Annotated in this window: 3 protein-coding genes; 1 reads left to right on the top strand and 2 read right to left on the bottom strand. The window is 71.6% G+C overall.

The features are described from left to right. Positions 1 to 115 precede the first annotated feature (115 nt). Entirely contained in the window at positions 116 to 1,315 is a 1,200-nt protein-coding gene (locus tag AB0M83_RS48445; protein WP_364529588.1) for a histidine kinase, read from the bottom strand. A gap of 291 nt (positions 1,316 to 1,606) precedes the next feature. Then, positions 1,607 to 2,698, bottom strand: a complete 1,092-nt coding sequence (locus AB0M83_RS48440) for an NAD(P)/FAD-dependent oxidoreductase (protein WP_364529585.1) — start codon at positions 2,696 to 2,698, stop codon at positions 1,607 to 1,609. Between the two features lie 126 nt (positions 2,699 to 2,824). Here AB0M83_RS48440 and AB0M83_RS48435 point away from each other — a divergent pair, with 126 nt between their 5' ends. Further along, the gene (locus tag AB0M83_RS48435) at positions 2,825 to 3,388 is read left to right on the top strand and encodes a helix-turn-helix domain-containing protein (RefSeq protein ID WP_364529582.1); all 564 of its coding nucleotides are present in this window, start codon (positions 2,825 to 2,827) and stop codon (positions 3,386 to 3,388) included. Positions 3,389 to 3,899 lie beyond the last annotated feature (511 nt).

Genomic DNA, 3,899 nt, shown 5'->3' with positions numbered 1-3,899 from the left:
GCGACCGGGGGATTCCGGCCGCCACAGCCCGGAATCCGCCGTTCGCGGCTCCTGAGAATCCGAAATCGTCGGCCCCCGCCGGTAAAATGGTTACCCGGGGGCCGGACGGCCGCCCTCAGCGGTCCAGCGGGTACCGGGCCCGGACCCGGAAGCCGCCGTCCTCCATCCCCGACGTCTCGAAGCTGCCGCCGAGCAGGCGCGCCCGCTCGGCGAGGCCCGTGAGGCCGTGGCCTCCGGAGGGCAGGCCTTCGCCGGGCCGGCTCGCGCGCTCGTTGCGGACCTCGATCTTGAGCGCGCCGTGCTCACCCTGGATGCGGATCGTCGCCGTCGCGCCCGGGGCGTGCTTGTGGACGTTCGTCAGGCACTCCTGCACCGTCCGGTACGCCGCCGCCGACACCTGGTTCGGCAGCGCCTCCGGCAGGTGCTCCACCGACAGGTGCACCGGGACCTCCGACGTCCGGATCAGCCGGTCGAGGTCGTTGATCCCGGGGCGCGGGCCGTCGTCGTCCGGGCCCGCGCGCAGCACGCTCAGCAGGGAACGCAGCTCCTCGAGCGTCCGCTTCGACAGCGTGCGGATGACCTGCGCGGTCTCCTGCGCGTGGTTGTCGGTGGTCTGGGCCTGCAGCGCGCCGGCCTGCATCGCGATCAGCGTGATCTGGTGCGAGACGACGTCGTGCATCTCGCGCGCCAGCCGGGCGCGCTCCTCGGCGCGGACGGCGTCGGCGTGGAAGCGGCGCTCGCGGTCGCGGCTCGTGGCCAGCTCGGCGAGTTTGTTCGAAACCTCGGACCGCGCTCCGATGAGCAGGCCGATCGCGATCGGCATGCCCGCGACGAGCACGCCGTAGATGCCGTCGAGGATGTGCTCGCGCCAGCTGAGCTCGGCGAAGTCCTCCAATGGCCACTGCACGAACCGGCAGCACCACACCAGCGCCGCGCCGACCCAGACCTGCCAGTGCAGCTGGCGGCGGGTGGCGAGCATGCCGAGCGTGATCATCGACGCGAGCTGCGCCCAGCCGGCCAGGAAGCCGGGGACCGCGACGAGCACGGCGAGGAACGGGAACTTCCGGCGGAACACCACCGCGAGGCACGCGGCGCCGGAGAGCCAGATCGAATACGGCTGGGCCTTTTCGGGGATCACCAGCCAGACGTCGAGGACGGCCAGGATGACCGCGGCCGCCTCGATGGCGAACGTGACCACGGCGGGCCGGGGCACCGAGCCGAACAGGCTCAGCCCGCGCTTGCGCACCCGCTCGGCGGCCGATGGCCCCGAGCCGGCGATCGAGATGCCTGGAATCGAGAGTCCCTCTGTACTCATCGCTGGCGACCCCATTCGTCTTGTGGACTTGGTGGTGAGAGGTGCTCAGGGCCCGATCGGGACGCGTAGCCACGGACAAATGTGCGGATGCTAACGAGGTCGCGTAGAAAGACGGTAAGTTTCACCCGTTGTGGGAGTTCCGGCGTCCGATTTCCGCAGTCGACTGCTCCGTCCGGGCGATAGCCATGGAGGGGTGCTACCGAGAGTGGGAGCGTTGCTCCCCGCTGTGCACCGGGACGACCACATCGTGGGAATCATGTTACCCACGTGTGGGCGTCCGGCGGTAGGTCGTCAGGCCGCCATCGACCTGAGGTCGTCGCTGAGCAGGTCGTGCAGGCCGCCGGCGCAGGCTTTGGCCGTCTCGATCGAGCGCGGCAGCATCCCGGCCTCGTACGTCCGGACGGCTTCGCCGACGGTCGGCGCGGTGGCCAGCGCGGTCGCGAGCTCGGTGCCGTCCAGCAGGGCCAGGTTCGCGCCGACGCCCAGCGGCGGCATCAGGTGGGCCGCGTCGCCGAGCAGCGTGAGCCGGGGCGTGTGGGTCCAGGCGTGCGGCACCGGGAGGACGTGCAACGGCCGGTGCGTGAACCCGCCGTCGAGGTCGCGCAGGAACCCGAGCAGGCTCGGGTGCCAACCGGCGAAGCGCTCCAGCAGGTGCGCGCGCACCGCCGCGGTGTCGGCGAAGTCGAGATCGGCGGCCCAGTCTTCGGGTGCGTAGAAGATGGCGTAGCAGCGGATGTGGCCGTTGCTGTTGCGCTGCGCGACGAGCGCCCGCCCGTCGATCTTGCTCATCATCATTCCCTGGCCGGTCAGCGCGGCCAGGTCCGGGTGACGGCGGTCGGCGTCGTCGAGGCCGAGCTCGACGAACGTGACCCCGCTGTACTCGGGCCGGACGCCGGTGAGGGCCTGGCGGACGCGGGACCACGCGCCGTCCGCGCCGACGACCAGGTCGAAGCCGCGGGTCGTGCCGTCGGTGAAGGTCAGCTGCCCGGACGTGGTGACGTCGGCGATCGGCCGGCCCCACCGGACGGTGCCGGGCTCCAGCGAGCCGAGGAGGAGGCCGCGGAGCTGGCCGCGGTCGATCTCGGGGCGGAAGTCGTCGCCTTCCGCGGGGACCTCGTCCATGACGACTTCGGCGCTGCGCGGGTCGAGCGCGCGCATCTGCTGGCCTTCGGGGCGGGCGAGCTTGCGGAACTCGTCGTGGAGGCCGGCGGTGCGGAGGGCGACCTGGCCGGTGTCGCCGTGCAGGTCGAGGGAGCCGCCCTGGGTGCGGGCGTCGGCCGAGGCTTCCTGCTCGAAGACGGTGACGTCGAGGCCGTGGAGCTGCAGGACGCGGGCGCAGGCGAGTCCGCCCAGGCCGGCGCCGACGATGGCGATGGAGTTCATGACTTCCCCCTGGAAGTTCGGTGCCGCCGGCTGGTCCGGCGGCCTGAAGCCAGAAAAGCACAGTGACTCAGAAAGTGCAATGACTAAACTTTTGAAGTGAGTGCACCATCACGTAGGCTGAGGGGCATGACCGAAGTGATCGGGCGCCGCGAGCGCAAGAAGGCGCAGACCCGGCAGGCGCTGGCCGACGCCGCGCTGGAGCTGTTCCTCGAACGCGGCTACGACGAGGTCGGGGTGAAGGACGTCGCGGACGCCGCCGACGTCTCGGTGACGACGTTGTTCAAGTACTTCCCCAGCAAAGAGGCGCTGCTGTTCGACCAGGAGGGCGACATCGAGGCGGCGCTGGTCCTCGCGGTGCGCGGCCGGCCACCGGGTCACACGATCGTGGACGCGCTGCGCGAGCACATGCTGCGCGACAGCGTCGACGGCGGCCCGAGCGACGAGTTCCTGCGGCTGATCGAGAGCACCCCGGTCCTGCGCGACTACGCCCGCCGCATGTGGATGCGCCACGAGACGGCGCTCGCCCGGGCGATCGCGGAGGAGACGGGAGCCCCGGAGGGCGACGTGTCATGCGCGGCACTGGCGCGGTTCGCGCTGGCGTCGCGGGAGCTGATCGTGGGCGCGGAGAACCCCCGCCGGGCGGCGGAGGAGATCTTCGGGAACTTGGGCCGCGGCTGGCGCACGAAGTAGAGCGCCAGGGTGCGCAGGCGGTCCGCATCGGGCGGCGGAGGGAATTCTCGGCAACCGGGCCGAAGCTGGCTGGCAGAATGCGCTGGCGGCTGGCATTGGGCGGCGGGGAGATTTCGGCAACTCCGGCCACGGCCGGCGGACGAAGTAGAGCGCGCCGGGCAGCGGGAGAGGTCTTGCGCAACCTGGGTCGTGGGTGGCGTACGAGGTGGCGCCAGGGCGGACGGCGGCCGGCGCCGAGGCGGCAAGCCCGGCGGGGCCCCGCCGGCGGCTGGCGCAGGGCCCGGCGAACCCGCGAGGAGCGCGGAAGGCCACCTGAGCAGCCCCCGATTTCCACGCTACCGGCAACCCCCGACAGTTCCGGCCGCAAAGCCCTCGAGACCCCCGAAGCCCCGAAAGCCGTGAAGGCCTCCTTACCGGCCATAAGAGCCATGCACTTCGTCGCCGCACTCGACACCGTGCCCGAGATGCGGGGCGTGCTCGCGCTGTTCGAGGGTGTCGTCACCGGTGCCGC

It is taken from the genome of Amycolatopsis sp. NPDC051106 (assembly GCF_040682775.1).
Taxonomy (GTDB): Bacteria; Actinomycetota; Actinomycetes; order Mycobacteriales; family Pseudonocardiaceae; genus Amycolatopsis.
The sequence above is the reverse complement of the archived record's forward strand: the minus strand, read 5'-3'. Positions and strand labels throughout refer to the sequence as shown.

Excerpts from the sequence above, each read along its gene's own strand:
- AB0M83_RS48445 (WP_364529588.1), bottom strand. The coding sequence starts at position 1,315 with ATGAGTACAGAGGGACTCTCGATTCCAGGCATCTCGATCGCCGGCTCG.
- AB0M83_RS48440 (WP_364529585.1), bottom strand. The coding sequence starts at position 2,698 with ATGAACTCCATCGCCATCGTCGGCGCCGGCCTGGGCGGACTCGCCTGC.
- AB0M83_RS48435 (WP_364529582.1), top strand. The coding sequence starts at position 2,825 with ATGACCGAAGTGATCGGGCGCCGCGAGCGCAAGAAGGCGCAGACCCGG.